The organism is Roseovarius sp. EC-HK134 (assembly GCF_902498815.1).
Taxonomy (GTDB): domain Bacteria; phylum Pseudomonadota; class Alphaproteobacteria; order Rhodobacterales; family Rhodobacteraceae; genus Roseovarius; species Roseovarius mucosus_A.
This window is the reverse complement of record NZ_LR701544.1, coordinates 1,120,036-1,134,520: the sequence shown is the minus strand read 5'-3', so window position 1 is coordinate 1,134,520 and position 14,485 is coordinate 1,120,036. Positions and strand designations below refer to the sequence as shown.

At 59.6% G+C, this 14,485-nt stretch carries 14 protein-coding genes; 4 read left to right on the top strand and 10 right to left on the bottom strand.

The window, feature by feature from the left end; genetic code table 11:
* Positions 1–67: 67 nt before the first annotated feature.
* Genes GC127_RS09350 through mutT form a run of 3 tightly spaced genes read left to right on the top strand, consistent with a single transcriptional unit; the run spans position 68 to position 2,547 of the window.
* Positions 68–919 (top strand): peptidylprolyl isomerase, encoded by an 852-nt coding sequence (locus tag GC127_RS09350; RefSeq protein ID WP_151977719.1) that lies wholly within the window; start codon positions 68–70, stop codon positions 917–919.
* 3 nt (positions 920–922) lie between these two features.
* Positions 923–2,152: a bifunctional glutamate N-acetyltransferase/amino-acid acetyltransferase ArgJ gene (gene argJ / locus GC127_RS09345; RefSeq protein WP_151977717.1), complete on the top strand. Its 1,230-nt coding sequence runs from the start codon at positions 923–925 to the stop codon at positions 2,150–2,152.
* A complete protein-coding gene (mutT, locus tag GC127_RS09340) occupies positions 2,149–2,547 on the top strand; it encodes an 8-oxo-dGTP diphosphatase MutT (RefSeq protein ID WP_081507152.1) in 399 nt (132 codons plus the stop codon). The genes argJ and mutT overlap by 4 nt, the downstream gene beginning before the upstream one ends.
* A gap of 409 nt (positions 2,548–2,956) precedes the next feature.
* On the opposite strand, the gene infB is transcribed toward mutT, so the two are convergent.
* The 5 genes from infB to GC127_RS09315 form a co-directional block, all read right to left on the bottom strand.
* On the bottom strand, positions 2,957–5,461 hold the full coding sequence (gene infB, locus GC127_RS09335; protein WP_037297845.1) for a translation initiation factor IF-2: 2,505 nt from the start codon (positions 5,459–5,461) through the stop codon (positions 2,957–2,959).
* A 6-nt stretch (positions 5,462–5,467) separates the two neighbouring features.
* A complete protein-coding gene (locus tag GC127_RS09330) occupies positions 5,468–6,091 on the bottom strand; it encodes an RNA-binding protein (protein ID WP_008281290.1) in 624 nt (207 codons plus the stop codon).
* A gap of 23 nt (positions 6,092–6,114) precedes the next feature.
* Complete coding sequence (gene nusA / locus GC127_RS09325; protein ID WP_081507153.1) at positions 6,115–7,737, bottom strand: transcription termination factor NusA; 1,623 nt, start codon at positions 7,735–7,737, stop codon at positions 6,115–6,117.
* A gap of 4 nt (positions 7,738–7,741) precedes the next feature.
* Complete coding sequence (rimP, locus tag GC127_RS09320) at positions 7,742–8,317, bottom strand: ribosome maturation factor RimP (RefSeq protein WP_008281288.1); 576 nt, start codon at positions 8,315–8,317, stop codon at positions 7,742–7,744.
* A 130-nt stretch (positions 8,318–8,447) separates the two neighbouring features.
* Positions 8,448–9,434 (bottom strand): P1 family peptidase, encoded by a 987-nt coding sequence (locus GC127_RS09315; protein WP_151979683.1) that lies wholly within the window; start codon positions 9,432–9,434, stop codon positions 8,448–8,450.
* 156 nt (positions 9,435–9,590) lie between these two features.
* Between GC127_RS09315 and GC127_RS09310 the strand changes: the two genes are divergently transcribed.
* Entirely contained in the window at positions 9,591–10,799 is a 1,209-nt protein-coding gene (locus GC127_RS09310) for an aminopeptidase P family protein (protein WP_151977715.1), read from the top strand.
* A gap of 21 nt (positions 10,800–10,820) precedes the next feature.
* Here the strand turns inward: GC127_RS09310 and GC127_RS09305 are convergent, their stop codons facing one another.
* The 5 genes from GC127_RS09305 to GC127_RS09285 form a co-directional block, all read right to left on the bottom strand.
* Complete coding sequence (locus GC127_RS09305; protein WP_008281285.1) at positions 10,821–11,234, bottom strand: BLUF domain-containing protein; 414 nt, start codon at positions 11,232–11,234, stop codon at positions 10,821–10,823.
* 301 nt (positions 11,235–11,535) lie between these two features.
* Positions 11,536–12,609, bottom strand: coding sequence for a phenylalanine--tRNA ligase subunit alpha (gene pheS, locus GC127_RS09300; RefSeq protein WP_037297935.1), 1,074 nt, complete (start codon positions 12,607–12,609; stop codon positions 11,536–11,538).
* A gap of 69 nt (positions 12,610–12,678) precedes the next feature.
* Complete coding sequence (locus GC127_RS09295; RefSeq protein ID WP_151977713.1) at positions 12,679–13,143, bottom strand: DUF1203 domain-containing protein; 465 nt, start codon at positions 13,141–13,143, stop codon at positions 12,679–12,681.
* 81 nt (positions 13,144–13,224) lie between these two features.
* Positions 13,225–14,019 (bottom strand): ion transporter, encoded by a 795-nt coding sequence (locus tag GC127_RS09290; protein WP_151977711.1) that lies wholly within the window; start codon positions 14,017–14,019, stop codon positions 13,225–13,227.
* Between the two features lie 79 nt (positions 14,020–14,098).
* Positions 14,099–14,485, bottom strand: coding sequence for an HIT domain-containing protein (locus GC127_RS09285; RefSeq protein ID WP_008281281.1), 387 nt, complete (start codon positions 14,483–14,485; stop codon positions 14,099–14,101).

Here is a 14,485-nt window from a genome sequence, read left to right as displayed (position 1 = left end):
CCGGTTGAGTGTCAACGCTGCGCACCCGCGCACCCCCGCTCTGCGGGCCCCACCAAAGGATGATTTCATGTACCGCCACTTGCTTTCGACCGCGGCCCTTGTCTCTGGCCTTGCCATTGGCGCTCAGGCCTTTGCGCAGGACACCCCAAGTGCCGAAACGGTGATGGCCACCGTTGGCGGCACCGATATTACCCTTGGGCATATGCTCGCGGTTCGCGCAGCCCTGCCCGCGCAATATGATCAGGTGCCCCCAGAGGCTCTGTTCAAGGGCGTTCTGGATCAACTGATCCAGCAGGAATTGTTGAGCCAAGCGCATGAGGGCGATTTGTCTCGTGCGGCTGCACTACAACTCGAGAACGAGCGCCGCGCCGTTTTGGCCGCCGATGTGGCAGAGGACGTTGTCAACGCCGACTTGACCGAAGAGCGCCTGCAAGCCGCCTATGACGCACAATATGCCGGGGCAGAGGACGAAACCGAATACAAGGCCGCGCATATTCTGGTCGAGACCGAAGAGGCCGCTCAAAACCTTGTGATCGAATTGGAGGGCGGGGCAAATTTTGCAGCGCTGGCGCAGGAGCATTCCATCGGCCCGTCCGGCCCGTCAGGCGGGGATTTGGGCTGGTTTGGTGATGGCGTGATGGTTCCAGAGTTCTTTGCCGCTGTGGCGGCCCTCGACGTGGGGGCTGTCTCTGCGCCAATCCAAACACAATTCGGTTGGCATGTTATCCAACTCAACGAGACGCGGATCAAGGAACGCCCGACGCTGGACGGGGTGCGCGACGAGCTGACCAACACCCTGCGGCAAGAGGCCTTTGATGCCTTTATCGCTGCGCGCGAGGCGGCGACCGAAGTGATCCGGACCGACACGACCGCAATGGACCCTGTTGTCATCAACCAAACCGACCTGCTGGAGAACTGAGCCATGGGCGCCAAACCGCCGCTTTCCCCGCTTGCCCCGGAAGGCTTTCCCAAGCTGCCCGTGATCGGCGGCGTGAGCTTTGCCACAACAGAGGCCGGAGTGCGCTATCAAAACCGCACCGACGTGCTTTTGGTGAGCCTCGCGCCCGGCACGGCCGTGGCAGGGGCCTTTACACGCTCGGCCACCCGCTCGGCCGCAGTGCTCGATTGTCAGGACAAGATCGGGTGCGATCCGGTGGCCGGTGCAGCCATCGTGGTCAACTCGGGCAATGCCAACGCATTCACCGGGCGGCGGGGGGCTGCCTCTGTGCAAGCCATCACCGAAGCGACGGCTAGTGCGCTGGGCATTCCAGCGAATCGCATCTTTTCCTCCTCGACCGGGGTGATTGGTGAACCGCTGCCGCATGAGCGTATCATCGACAAGCTAGAGGATCTGGCCTCTGCCCTTTCGCCCCATGCGATTGAAACGGCTGCCCGTGCGATTATGACCACTGATACCTTTCCCAAAGGGGCCTCAGAGGTGGTGATGGTTGATGGGCAGGCAGTGCATATCGCGGGGATTGCCAAAGGGTCAGGCATGATCGCCCCGGATATGGCGACGATGCTTGTCTATATATTCACCGATGCTGCGATAGATCAGGACATCCTTCAGGATATGGTCAGCGCGCTGAATCGTACGACGTTCAACTGCATCACCGTGGATAGCGACACCTCAACCTCAGACACTCTGCTCGTGGCCGCCACCGGTGCCTCTGGCCTTCGGATGACCGAGAACAGCATGGGCTTTATGGAGGGGCTGCGCCGTGTCATGCTCGATCTGGCGCATCAGGTGGTGCGCGATGGCGAGGGGGCGACGAAATTTGTCGAGATCTCGGTCACTGGTGCCGCCTCGGATGCCGAGGCGCATATCCACGCCAAGGCGATTGCGAACTCACCGTTGATCAAGACAGCCATCGCCGGTGAAGACCCCAATTGGGGCCGTGTGGTGATGGCCATCGGTAAATCCGGGGCACGGGCGGATCGTGACCTTTTGGCGATCTGGTTTGGCGATATGCAGGTGGCCAAAGACGGGTTTGTCAGCCCCAGTTATAACGAAGCCAGCGCCGCCGCCTATATGAAGCAACAGGAGATCGTGATTCATGTCGACCTGGGCCTAGGTGGTGGTACGGCACGGGTCTGGACCTGTGATCTGACCCATGGCTATATCGACATCAACGCGGATTACCGGTCTTGAAAACTGTTCTGGTTTCGGCGGTCGCCCTCATTGACGTGGACGGCCGCATTCTCTTGACCCAAAGACCGGAGGGGAAATCCATGGCCGGTCTGTGGGAATTTCCCGGCGGCAAGGTAGAGCCGGGCGAGACACCAGAGGCGGCGTTGATCCGCGAATTGGAAGAGGAGTTGGGCATCAACACCTGGGCCAGTTGTCTGGCCCCGTTGACCTTCGCCAGCCACTCCTATCCCGATTTTCACCTGCTGATGCCGCTCTTTGCCTGCCGCAAATGGGAGGGGATCGTGCAGGGGCGAGAGGGCCAAGCGCTCAAATGGGTGCGCGCGGCAGACTTGCGATCCTACCCCATGCCCCCAGCCGATATTCCCCTGATTCCCATTCTGCGCGACTGGCTTTGAGCCTTTTGTCGGCTTTTGCGCTGCCTAAAAATTCCTCATGTCAATGGTTTTCACACGGCTTTCTTGTGATATCGGGCGCGTCGCAAGAAAATTGAACGCTATGCGAAAAAGTTAGTATCTTTTTCACCATTTATGGAAATACTCAATCAATCTTCACAGCCTTGTTACATTCGGGGGGATGACATGCTGCGCACTGTTCAACTAGGGTCTTGTGTTTCCATTCAGGGTATTTTTGTGCGGCTTCTCAGCAATGGCTTGATGCAGGTCAGGGTAGGGAGCCGTCTTTATTCCGGTCGTCCAGTCGAACAGCGCACCGCCTGATTTCGCTTTATTCGATCTTCTCAACCTCAATCATGCGAAAGGGGCAGCCTAGCTGGCCGCCCCCATTATTTTGTCTCTGTCCTTTAGCTTAGGCCAGTGTCCGCGTCACTTCCTCGCGCTCGAAAATCTCGATCACGTCGTCAGGGCGGATATCGTCATAATTCTCAAAGGCCATACCGCATTCTTGACCGGATTGAACCTCGTTGACGTCATCCTTGAAGCGCTTAAGCGTCTTGAGCGTGCCCTCATGGACCACAACATCATCGCGCAAGAGACGCACACCGGCAGACCGCCGCGCGACACCCTCGGTCACAAGGCAACCTGCCACGCGACCAATGCCCGTAACCTTGAACACTTCCTTGATCTTGGCATAACCAATGAACTTCTCGCGAATTTCATTGCCCAACAGACCGCTCGCCGCCGCCTTCACATCGTCAACCAGATCGTAGATGACCGAATAATACCGGATCTCCACACCTTTCTGGTTGGCGGTGTTACGCGCAGGCGCATTGGCGCGAACGTTAAAGCCGAAGACCGGCGCACCTGACGCTTCGGCCAAGCCAATGTCGGATTCGGTGATGGCACCCACACCAGAGTGCAACACGCGCACGCGCACTTCGTTGTTGCCGATCTTTTCCATCGCCTGAACGATAGCCTCGGCAGAGCCCTGCACATCCGCCTTGACGACGATTGGCAGCTCTTTGACATTCTCGTCTTCCTTGGCCTTGGCCAAAAGCTGTTCGAGCGTGGTGCCAGCACCCACCGCCGCACGCTTTTCCTTAGACGCGTTGGCGCGGTATTCGGCGATCTCGCGCGCTTGCGCTTCGGTCTCGACCACGTTCAGCACGTCACCGGCCTCGGGCGTGCCGTTGAGGCCAAGAACCTCGACCGGCACCGACGGGCCAGCTTCTTTGATCCGCTCGCCGCGATCATTGATCAGCGCGCGCACGCGGCCATATTGCTCGCCCACAACAAAGACATCGCCTTGGCGCAGCGTCCCTTTCTTGACCAGAACGGTGGCGACAGGGCCACGGCCCACATCAAGCTGCGCCTCGATCACAGCGCCTTCAGCGGCACGGTTGGGATTGGCCTTGAGTTCAAGGATCTCTGCCTGCAGCGCGATAGCTTCCAGCAGTTCATCCAGACCCTGCCCGGTCACAGCCGACACTTCGACATCCTGCACATCGCCTGACATCTGTTCGACGATCACCTCGTGTTGCAAGAGATCGGTGCGCACCTTTTGCGGGTTGGCCTCGTATTTGTCGATCTTGTTGATCGCCACGATCATCGGAACCTTGGCCGCCTTGGCATGGTTAATCGCCTCGATGGTCTGAGGCATGACTGCGTCATCAGCCGCAACAACCAGAACCACGATATCCGTCACTTGTGCGCCACGGGCGCGCATGCTGGTAAAGGCCGCGTGACCGGGCGTATCAAGGAATGTGAGCAATGCACCGCTGTCGGTCTTGACTTGATAAGCACCGATATGCTGTGTGATGCCTCCAGCCTCGCCAGCCACAACCTTGGCATCGCGGATCGCATCCAGAAGCGAAGTCTTGCCGTGGTCGACATGGCCCATGATGGTGATCACAGGCGGCCGCGAGGCGAGATCCTCGGGCTTGTCATCGACTTGATCAATCACATCTTCGACATCCGAGTCGCTCACGCGAACCACGCGGTGCCCGAATTCCTCGATGATAAGTTCGGCGGTGTCGGCATCAATCGACTGGTTCTGCGTGACCATCATGCCATTCTGCATCAACGCTTTGACAATATCACCGACACGCTCGGCCATGCGGTTGGCCAATTCCGATACGACAATGGTCTCAGGTAGTTGCACGTCACGCACGATCTTTTCACGCTCTTGCAAGCCGCCCATTGCCTTTTGGCGGGCGCGTTCTTGCTTGCGCTTCATCGCAGCCATAGATTTCGGGCGCCCACCTTCGCCCCCGGCCAGGGCTTGATTGAGCGTGAGCTTGCCCGCGCGGCGGGCATCTTCGCCACCACGCGCCTTGCCACGGCGCGAAACCTGATCGTCTTCTTCGCGCTTGCGCGCGACAGGGGCTGCCTTGGAAGCCGGCGCACGAGTGGGCGCGGCTACGGGCGCAGCATCCGGCTCTGCCGCCGAAGCCGCAGCCTTGAGCGCAGCTTGTTCGGTGGCGCGCTTCTGGCGCTCCTCTTCCTCTAGTTTGGCACGCGCCTTTTCCTCGGCTTCGCGTTGTTCGCGTTCCTTGGCCTCAGCCTCTTCGCGACGGCGATTGCGCTCCTCTTCGCGGGCCTTTTCATCCGCCTCGCGTTGGGCTGCATCATCGGCTTCGCGCGCTCTGGCTGCGGCGAGCGCCTTCATCCGGCGCTCCAGCTCTGCATCAGAAATACCTGCCGGACGCTTGGACGCCGCTGTGATACCCGAAGACGTTCCAGAGCCCGCAGCCCCAGTGGCCGCCGCCGCAGGTTTGGGCACGACGACACGCTTGCGCTTGGTTTCCACCACGACGTTCTTGGTTCTGCCATGGCTAAAGCTCTGCTTCACGTTCCCCGGCCGGGAACCTGCGCCACGCACCCCCAAAGGTTTCTTTCCGTCGTTGTCGCTCATAGTCTTCTACTTTCCTTTCCGGCGCGCTGTCTCGCCGTCCGAGACGCGCAGACCTTTCAGTCTTGCCGCCTCCTCTACAACACGTTGCAACAAACCTCCAGCACCCAGTGCCGCGTGGATTGTGGTTTGTCGGCCAAAGGCCTGACCCAGCTCGTCCGCCGTAAGCCAGCCAATGAAAGAGCCGCCATAGGGCGTGCTCAGTTTAGATTTTCCGCGCTCAGAGCCATCGCTGGCCTGAATGAGAACACGCGCATCCTCGCGCATGAGCATGTCCTTGACCTTTTCATAACCCGACACGGCGCGCCCACCTTTTCGGGCAAGGCTGATGAGGTCGATCACCCGCCGCACCAAAAGCGCCTCGACCTGGTCAACCAACCCCTCAGGCACTTGGACAGTCTGCTTGGCTGCACGCGCAAAAAGCCCCTTATTTGCAGCCTTTTCGAGGGCGGCACGATCCGCCGCGACCCAGATACCACGCCCCGGTAGCTTTTCCGCCAGATCCGGCGCAATCTGGCCTTCGGGGCCGATCACAAAGCGAATAAGCCCATGCTTCGGCTGCACCTCACCCGTGGCGATGCATTTACGCTCGGGACCGTCACTCCGGTCTTTGGGTTCACCACCGCGCCCCATGATGTGCTCCAAGGCCTGAGCGATCAGGCCTCGGCCTCCTCGTCATCATCGCCGTCGATATCGGCCTCGTCAGCATCGGCCTCAAGTTCGGTCGGGTCGACCCAGCCCAGCATCACGCGGGCAGTCATGACCATATTCTGCGCCTCTTCGAGCGAGACGTCAAATTTCTCCAGAATACCTTCGTCTTTGACGCGCTCGCCCTTGACTGTGGTCCATCCACCGGCAAGCTCCCAATCGGCGCAGGTGGCGAAATCCTCAAGCGATTTCACATCATCTTCGGCCAATGCCAGCACCATCTGCGGGGTCAGACCCTCAAAGGCGATCAGGCTATCCTCGACACCCAATTCGCGGGCCTTGTCCAGAGCGGCCTTGGCCTGAGCCTCGATCACGTCGCGGGCACGCGCCTGAAGTTCTGCGGCGGTATCCTCGTCAACCCCGTCGATCACGAGCAATTCATCGACATCGACATAGGCCACTTCTTCGAGGTTGGTGAAGCCTTCGGAAACCAGCAATTGCGCAAAGAATTCATCCAGATCAAGCGCATCAACAAAGAGCTTGGTGCGCTCTTCGAATTCCTTCTGGCGGCGCTCGCTATCCTCGGCCTCGGTCATGATGTCGATATCCAGCCCGGTCAACTGGCTGGCCAGTCGCACGTTCTGACCACGACGGCCAATGGCAAGGCTCAACTGTTCTTCTGGAACCACGACTTCGATACGCTGCGCATCCTCATCGATCACCACCTTGCTGACCTCGGCAGGCTGGAGCGCGTTCACCAGGAAGGTCGCCTGATCTTCGTTCCACGGGATGATGTCGATCTTTTCACCCTGCAGCTCGTTCACAACCGCCTGAACCCGGCTGCCGCGCATACCAACGCAGGCGCCAACAGGATCAATCGAATTGTCATAGCTGATCACGGCGATCTTGGCCCGGCTACCCGGATCGCGCGCCACGGCCTTGATCTCGATGATGCCGTCATAGATTTCGGGCACTTCCATCTTGAACAGCTCTGCCATGAACTGCGGATCGGTGCGGCTCAGGAAAATCTGCGGTCCGCGCTGTTCGCGGCGCACATCCTTGATGTAGCAGCGCACGCGATCATTGGGCCGATACGCCTCGCGCCCGATCTTTTCATTGCGGCGCAGAATCGCTTCGCCACGGCCCACGTCGACGATGACGTTGCCGTATTCCTCGCGCTTGACCACACCGTTGATAATGGTGCCCAAGCGATCCTTGAATTCCTCGAACTGCCGATCCCGCTCGGCCTCGCGCACTTTTTGCAGAATGACCTGCTTGGCGCTCTGCGCGGCGATCCGGCCCATTTCGACGGGCGGCACTTCTTCGACATAGGTGTCACCGACCTTGGGGTCGTCGAGATACTGCTTGGCTTGCGCGACGGTCATCTCTGCCTGATAGTTCTCGACCGCCTCATCCTCGACAACAGTGCGGACACGGGTAAATTTGGCGCGCCCGGTCTTGCGGTCGATATTCACGCGAATATCCATCTCGCTACCGTACCTGCTCTTGGCAGCACGGGCGAGGCTTTCTTCCATCGCTTCGACCACCAGTGCTGGGTCGATCATCTTTTCGCGCGCGACCGCTTCTGCGGTCTGCAACAGCTCCAGCTGGTTGGCGGATGTGATTGCCATGGTGTCAGTCCTCCTCAGAACCGTTCTCGGTTTCGATCTCGTCAAATTGCTCTTCGTTGATCACGCCCGCCGCTTTGCGCTGCCGCAGCATTTCCTTGATCAACTCATCCGTCAGAACCAGCTTGGCATCAGAGAGCCAGTCGAATTCCAGCCCGATCGTGCCTTCCTCGACATTGATCAGCACTTCGCTGCCTTCAACACCCGCAAGAACGCCCTTGAAGCGACGGCGTCCGTCGATCAGCTCGGTGGTCTCGATCTTGGCCTCATAGCCCTCGAACATCTCGAAATCCTTGAGACGGGTCAAAGGCCGGTCAATTCCGGGGCTTGATACTTCGAGCGTATACGCCTCGACCAATGGATCCTCGACATCCAATACAGCGCTGACCGCTGTGCTGATCGCGGCGCAATCATCCACCTCGATCCCGCCTTCGGGTTTGTCCGCCATGATCTGAAGCGTGTGATATTGCCCGCCCATAAGCCGGACGCGCACCAATTCGTAGCCCAGATCCTCGATCACGGGTGTAATGATCTCGGCCAGTCTGCGATCAATCGCTGCCTTTGCAATCAAGTCGTTCGTCATGGTTCCCAAGCACAAAAAAACGGGCGCGCGGCCCGTTACACTCTCCGGTGGTGCATTCGAGTGGACCCGAAAGCGCCGCTGTTGAGGGGCATATACGCCCCTCGCCCTGAGTCTGCAAGAGGATTCCACCTTAGCCGAATCTGTCTTGCCACGCGGGCAGGGTATCGCCCGCGACAGACCGCGCTGCGTGCACGCCGCGTGCAATAGCCCGCGCCATCACGCAAGCGGCTGCGTGGCCAAGCATCACCTGTGCCGCGAGATCAGGCGGGGGATGCGCGCCTGTGGCCAAGGCAAAGATGGCGTCACCATCCATAAGCGTATGCGACGGCACAAGCGCCCGCGCAAAGCCGTCGTGCGCCGCCACCGCCAATCGGGTGCATTGTGCCTGGGTTAGTGCCGCGTCGGTTGCGATGATCCCAATCGTGGTATTGCCGTGCTGCGCCATCTTGGTCGGAGCCAGCAGAGGATCGGGATAGGCCCGCGCCAAGCCGCGCCCACCAAATTCTGCCCCCCTCTCGAACGGGGCCGCCCAAAACTCGGGCCCGTCCCCCACCGTGGCGGACCCAAGCGCATTTACCGCAACCAAGGCCCCCACCGTCACGCCAGAGGGCAAAACAACCGAGGCGGAACCTAGCCCTCCACGCAGGTTTGCCGTGGTCGCCCCGGTTCCGGCCCCAGTGCTGCCGATCTCGAAATCCTCAGACCTGCCCGCCAATGCCTTTCGGCCCAGACCCTTGTAGGGATTCTCACGCCATGCCTTGTCGCCACCGTTCAGCAGATCGAAAAGAATCGCCCCCGGAACGATGGGCACCCGCACATCGCCCACGGCAAACCCGCGCCCCTCATCGCGCAGCCCGTCCGCCACACCCGACGCAGCATCAAGCCCAAAGGCCGAGCCGCCCGACAGAACCAAAGCATCGACCTGCTCAACGACCCGGTCGGGGCTAAGCAGATCCGTCTCGCGCGTGCCCGGCGCACCGCCCATCACATGCACACCTGCGGTAAAGGGCGCATCGCCCACCAGCACTGTCACACCCGAGCGGAGCCGCATGTCCTGCGCATTGCCCACGCACAACCCAGGCACATCGGTGATCAGATTTCGTGCGCCGATTTTCATTCCCATGCCGCAATCCCTATATCCCTGTCGCAAACCCGCTTGCCAGACCCGAGCTAATCGGCAAAAACGCCATAGGCCCGGGCGATGGCGTCGCCCCAAAATGGCCTTTCCCCACAGTCCTGAACGCCGGGACCTTCTTTTGCAAGGAGGGTCACTATGACTGCACGTCCTGAATTCTATCGTTTCCACAACGGCGAAAAGGCACCGCTGGCCTTTGCCACATCTGAATATGAGGCCCGGATCAAGGGGCTGCGCGCGCTCATGGCCGAGCATGGCACGGCGGCGGTTGTTCTCACATCCATGCACAACATCGCCTATTACTCAGGCTTTCTCTACTGCTCGTTTGGCCGCCCTTATGGTCTTGTCGTCACCGACACCGATTGTGTGACCATATCGGCGGGGATTGACGCCGGTCAGCCGTGGCGTCGCTGTTTCTGTGACAACATCACCTATACCGACTGGCAGCGCGACAATTACTGGCGCGCAATCCTGTCGGTCACGGGCGAAGGGCGTGTTGTGGGCTATGAGGGTGACCACCTGACGCTGCTGCAACGCGACAAACTGGAAACTTTCCTAAAGCCTGCTGCGATGGTCGATCTTGCCCCTGCGACGATGCGGCAACGCATGCGTAAATCGGCGGCAGAGATTAGCCTCATCCGGTCCTGCGCGCAGGTGGCGGACGTGGGCGGCTATGCCATCCGCGATGCGGTTCAGATTGGCACCCGCGAGATTGACGTGGCCATGGCAGGCCGCGATGCGATGGAAGCTGAGATTGCCAAACGCTTCCCGGATGCAGAGTATCGCGACAGTTGGGTGTGGTTCCAATCGGGCCTCAACACGGACGGGGCGCATAACCCTGTGACTGCCCGCGCGATTGAACGCGGCGATATCCTGTCACTCAACACCTTTCCGATGGTGTCAGGCTATTACGTGGCGCTGGAACGCACCATGTTTGCCGGCGAAGTAGACGACGCCAGCCTGAAAATCTGGGAGGCCAACGTCGCCGCCCATGAATATGGCATGTCTCTGCTGAAACCCGGCGTCAGCTGCGCCGAGGTCACGCACAAGATCAACACCTTCTTTGAAGAGCGCCAATTGCTGCAATATCGCACCTTTGGCTATGGCCACAGCTTTGGCATCCTCAGCCATTATTATGGCCGCGAGGCAGGTCTGGAACTGCGCGAGGATATCGACACGGTGCTCGAGCCGGGCATGGTCATCTCGATGGAGCCGATGCTGACGCTGGCGGCGGATCAACCCGGTGCCGGGGGCTACCGCGAGCATGATATTCTGGTCATTACCGAAGACGGGAATGAGAATATCACTGGCTATCCTTATGGACCCGGTTTCAACGTGGTTGGCTGAATCAATGACTGCGGCGGGGGATCACCCCGCCGTATCACACCGCGATGCGGCCAGCCGCTGAAAGAACTTTAGCGCCTCCTGCCCAGCCGAAAACCGCTCCAACGCGCCGCCGCGCACTTCGGCGATGCTCCAGACCCAGCTTTGCGCCGGATCGTCCAGCATCGACCATTTGGGAAACATCCGCTCTTGCACTTCGCGGTGCATCAGGCGCACCGGATTGACATGCCGGTCATCCTGAATGATCCGATCATAGGTCGCCTCGACCTTGGGCTTCGGACCTTCCAAAAGTTGAAGATACATATCGCCGCGCACAATCAACGCACCGGTAATGTCGTCACGAGCGTTATAGCGCCGCGCATCCAGCAGGATGCCCGCCAGCATCGCCGGGTCAAAGCCAAAAGGCTGAGAGGCGTAGATCAACTGGGTCAGCGGCATGTCATGGCTCCTAAAGCCGAAAAGATATACGACGCAGACTGCGCCGTCGACGGGGTCTTCACACATCCAGTCAAGATGCGCCATTCCCGTGCCAAAAGCGATAGGCAGGCGCACAACCATGGATTATTTGCAGCACTCTACATGCCACCCAGATACGTATCCTATTGTCCCGTATCAACCCACCCACAGGTATACGCGATACGTTAGAATAGCGTTAAATGGCGATATTGATAGGAAGGAATCGCTTGGCCAGAGGCCTGCGTGATCCTTCCGCTCTGCTTAGCGCTATGGGTCTGCCCCCCTACCGCGACAACCCGCCATGCAGCGTCGGCTGATCAAGGCTCGCAAACCCGTAATGCCGCAGCCAGCGTAAATCAGAATCAAAGAACGCCCGCAGATCAGGAATCCCGTATTTCAGCATCGCGATCCGGTCGATCCCCATGCCAAAGGCAAATCCCTGCCACTCATTCGGGTCGATATTCCCCGCCTGCAACACCTTGGGATGGACCATTCCGGACCCGAGAATTTCAAGCCAGTCATTGCCCTCGCCCACCTTGAGCGTGCCACCTTCCCAAGAACAGCGGATATCCACCTCGGCCGATGGCTCGGTGAAGGGGAAATGCGACGCGCGAAAACGCAGATCGACATTGTCCACCTCAAAGAACGCTTTGACGAACTCTTCCAGCACCCATTTGAGATTGGCCATGGAAATGGCACGGTCAATCGCCAGACCTTCGACCTGATGGAACATGGGGGTATGGGTCTGATCGTAATCGGCACGATAGACGCGGCCCGGCGCAATGATCCGAATGGGCGCGCCATTGGCCTGCATGCTGCGGATCTGCACCGGGCTGGTGTGGGTGCGCAGGACATGCGGCGGCCGTTCGTCCCCGTCCGCCCGATGCGTGTAAAACGTGTCCATTTCGGCACGTGCCGGGTGATGGCCGGGAATGTTCAGTGCGTCGAAATTGAACCAGTCGGATTCTATTTGCGGGCCTTCAGCCACGGCAAAGCCCATGTCGGCAAAGATTGCGGTGACTTCCTCTGTCACTTGGCTGACCGGGTGGATCGTGCCCGCCCTGCGCCCGCGCGCAGGCAGCGTCACATCCAGCCACTCGCCCCGCAAGCGTTCATCCAGCGCGGCATCGCCCAAGGCTTGTTTCTTGGCGGCAAGTGCGCTTGTGATCTCGTCTTTCAGCGCGTTCAGGCGTGGTCCGGCCTCTTGCCGCTCTTCCGGGCTCATCCGCCCCAATTCGCGCATCGCAAGGCTGATTTCGCCCTTCTTGCCAACGGCCTGCACACGCAGATCCTCAAGCGTGGTCTCGTCGCCCGCATGGGCAATCGCCGTCAGATATTTTTCCCGCAGATCACTCATCGCATCCATCCCGCTGGTCTTTCCGGCGAGTTACCGCGCATCGGCGCGGCGTGCAAGCAATTGCGCCGGTCAAGCCCGGTCGATCCGCGCCTGATAGCAATTGTTGCGCGCCGAGCGAACATGGATATAGGCCACATCCCTCTGCTCGAACACCTGTTCGGCATAGGCAGGGATCTCGGCCGCCGCCACAACACGACCGGTGCCGTAAACTATTCGGTCCCGGCTGTTGTAACCCTTGAGCAGATAGTCGGGGCTGTCGCGCAAGACTTCGGGAATCGCTGTGCCGTCATGCCGCGCGCAGGCATCCGCACAGAGGAAAATCGGCCCGGTCTCCGCATAGGGATGCAACCCGGCAAAGGGCCGATAGGCGAGGATCAGCATCGCCGCCCCCTCGGGTATGAGGCGCAGACAATGGCGGCAAGGATTGCCAGATCCCTGCGCCACATGATGTTCAGGCGGGGTTCCATAGGCATCGGGCGCGCCAGCTTGCAAGGCGCGGACAGTCTCTGTGGGCAAGGCGGTGATAGCAATCATTCTCGGGCCTCCGGTTCGGGTTTCCCCAAATCTGCCCCAAGGCTGCGTCATAAGACGACCCGCTTCTTGCGCAATTTGCGCTCACCCTTTCGGTTTCTTGTCCTGAACGTCCCGGAGCAGCGCCTCGAGCTGTGTGAGTCGCGTCAACACCTCATCGCGGTAATTGTCGGTCTTTTCTACGTCCTCAGCGTGATGCGCATCCTGCATCGAGTTGACGATCAGACCGACCAGCAAGTTCACCACCGCAAAGGTCGTGACCATGATGAAGGGCACAAAAAACGCCCAAGCATAGGGGAATTCCTCCATCACCGGGCGCACGATGCCCATCGACCAGGATTCGAGCGTCATGATCTGGAAAAGCGAATAGGCCGAGCGACCCAGATCACCGAACCACTCCGGGTACGCCGCGCCAAACAATTTGGTCGCCATCACGGACCCGATATAAAACAGCATTCCCATCAAAAGGAACACCGACCCCATGCCAGGTAGGGCCGTCACCAACCCCTCGACCACCCGACGCAGTGAGGGCGCAACAGACACGACGCGCAACAGACGCAGGATACGAAGTGCCCGCAACACCGACAGGCCCTGAGTGGCCGGAACCAAAGAAATTCCCACGATAACGAAATCAAAGATATTCCAACCGTTCCGGAAAAATCCCCCGATTCCGCGCGCAAAAAGTTTGGCGGCGATCTCGACCACGAAAACCGCAAGACAGAGCTTGTCGAGCAAAAGGATCAGATCACCCGCCCGCTCCATGATCGGATCAGAGGTTTCCATGCCGAGGATCACGGCATTGAACAGGATCACGCCCAGAATCGCGTTTTGAAACAGAGAGGTGTCGATGAATGCGCCGACGCGGGTGCGAAAATTCATGAAGATGCCTGCCAAGTCCTATGTCTGACCAATGCGCCCCATATGGGCGCATCTCATCTGCGGCACAAGCGGGGCTGACTCAGGTTTCGGCGCGCGCTAGCATGCGGCCCAGCATTCGACCGCCGAGGATATGCAGATGGTAATGCGGCACCTCCTGCACACCATGGGCACCGGCGTTGGTAATCGCGCGAAAACCCTGACCATCTGCGCCCAGATCAACGCCCGTCTGGCGGCACACCTCGGCTACGGCGCGGTTGAAATCGACGATCTCAGCATCACTCGCCTCTGACGCAAAGTGATCGTAGCTGACATAGGCCCCTTTGGGGATCACCAGCACATGCACCGGGGCCTGCGGCTGGATATCGTGAAATGCAAGGGTATGCGCCGTCTCCAGCACCGTTTTATTCGGAATCTCACCGCGCAGGATTCGGGCAAAGATATTCTGGGGATCATAGGCATAGGGCAT

What these genes read in the sequence shown, in the direction of transcription:
- GC127_RS09350 (WP_151977719.1), top strand. Translation starts at nt 68, where the DNA reads ATGTACCGCCACTTGCTTTCGACCGCGGCCCTTGTCTCTGGCCTTGCC.
- argJ (WP_151977717.1), top strand. Translation starts at nt 923, where the DNA reads ATGGGCGCCAAACCGCCGCTTTCCCCGCTTGCCCCGGAAGGCTTTCCC.
- infB (WP_037297845.1), bottom strand. Translation starts at nt 5,461, where the DNA reads ATGAGCGACAACGACGGAAAGAAACCTTTGGGGGTGCGTGGCGCAGGT.
- GC127_RS09330 (WP_008281290.1), bottom strand. Translation starts at nt 6,091, where the DNA reads ATGGGGCGCGGTGGTGAACCCAAAGACCGGAGTGACGGTCCCGAGCGT.
- nusA (WP_081507153.1), bottom strand. Translation starts at nt 7,737, where the DNA reads ATGGCAATCACATCCGCCAACCAGCTGGAGCTGTTGCAGACCGCAGAA.
- rimP (WP_008281288.1), bottom strand. Translation starts at nt 8,317, where the DNA reads ATGACGAACGACTTGATTGCAAAGGCAGCGATTGATCGCAGACTGGCC.
- GC127_RS09315 (WP_151979683.1), bottom strand. Translation starts at nt 9,434, where the DNA reads ATGAAAATCGGCGCACGAAATCTGATCACCGATGTGCCTGGGTTGTGC.
- GC127_RS09310 (WP_151977715.1), top strand. Translation starts at nt 9,591, where the DNA reads ATGACTGCACGTCCTGAATTCTATCGTTTCCACAACGGCGAAAAGGCA.
- GC127_RS09305 (WP_008281285.1), bottom strand. Translation starts at nt 11,234, where the DNA reads ATGCCGCTGACCCAGTTGATCTACGCCTCTCAGCCTTTTGGCTTTGAC.
- pheS (WP_037297935.1), bottom strand. Translation starts at nt 12,609, where the DNA reads ATGAGTGATCTGCGGGAAAAATATCTGACGGCGATTGCCCATGCGGGC.
- GC127_RS09295 (WP_151977713.1), bottom strand. Translation starts at nt 13,143, where the DNA reads ATGATTGCTATCACCGCCTTGCCCACAGAGACTGTCCGCGCCTTGCAA.
- GC127_RS09290 (WP_151977711.1), bottom strand. Translation starts at nt 14,019, where the DNA reads ATGAATTTTCGCACCCGCGTCGGCGCATTCATCGACACCTCTCTGTTT.
- GC127_RS09285 (WP_008281281.1), bottom strand. Translation starts at nt 14,485, where the DNA reads ATGCCCTATGCCTATGATCCCCAGAATATCTTTGCCCGAATCCTGCGC.